Below are 678 nucleotides of genomic sequence, written 5' to 3'. Positions count from 1 at the left end.
ACACCAATCGAGATCTTCTTACTTAATCTACGTCACTAAATTCGTTCAAGTTATTTCTTGCAATCTGCCATAATATAAACATTGACTTTATTAGAAGAGGTAAAAAATGAGTATATTAGGAACAGTTCTAACCGTTATTCTTGCGTGGATTTTAATTGCCTTTGGTAGCTGGCTATGGGTTATTTTGTCAGCAAAATCGAGTGCGACACTGCTCAAGCCGGAAGCATTTTCGGACAAGCTAGCCAATGAAAATACACAAATTATCGACGTGCGTGAACCTGCTGCCTATAAGCGCTCACACATTATGGGCGCACGTAACATTCCAGCGATGAACTTTTCACAAGGGAAATCTGGTTTGCGGCATGATCGTGATATTTTTCTTTATGATGATCGTTTGCGTGAAGTGACACGCGTCAGCAAAATTTTGAAGAAGCAAGGGTATCAAAAAAATCGTATTTTTATTTTGCGTGGGGGCTTCTCACAATATACTGGGAAGAAAACAAATTAAATAATCACCTCAAAAGGGTTGTGATACAGATGATGTATCACAACCCTTTTTTTATGGGCAACTAAAATGTTGATAGCTTTAAATTTTAAAGAAGAAGTGTATAAGGCAGATTGCAAGAAATAACTTGAACGAATTTAGTGACGTAGATTAAGTAAGAAGATCTCGATTGG

The 678-nt window shown here is 37.2% G+C and carries 1 protein-coding gene; it reads left to right on the top strand.

Going from position 1 to position 678, the window contains the following annotated elements; all coding sequences use genetic code 11:
- Nucleotides 1-106 precede the first annotated feature (106 nt).
- On the top strand, nt 107-508 hold the full coding sequence (locus IE039_RS08345) for a rhodanese-like domain-containing protein (protein ID WP_010002356.1): 402 nt from the start codon (nt 107-109) through the stop codon (nt 506-508).
- The last annotated feature ends 170 nt before the right edge of the window (nt 509-678 follow it).

The organism is Leuconostoc lactis KCTC 3528 = DSM 20202 (genome assembly GCF_014651235.1).
GTDB classification, from domain to species: domain Bacteria; phylum Bacillota; class Bacilli; order Lactobacillales; family Lactobacillaceae; genus Leuconostoc; species Leuconostoc lactis.
The sequence above is the reverse complement of the archived record's forward strand: the minus strand, read 5'-3'. Positions and strand labels throughout refer to the sequence as shown.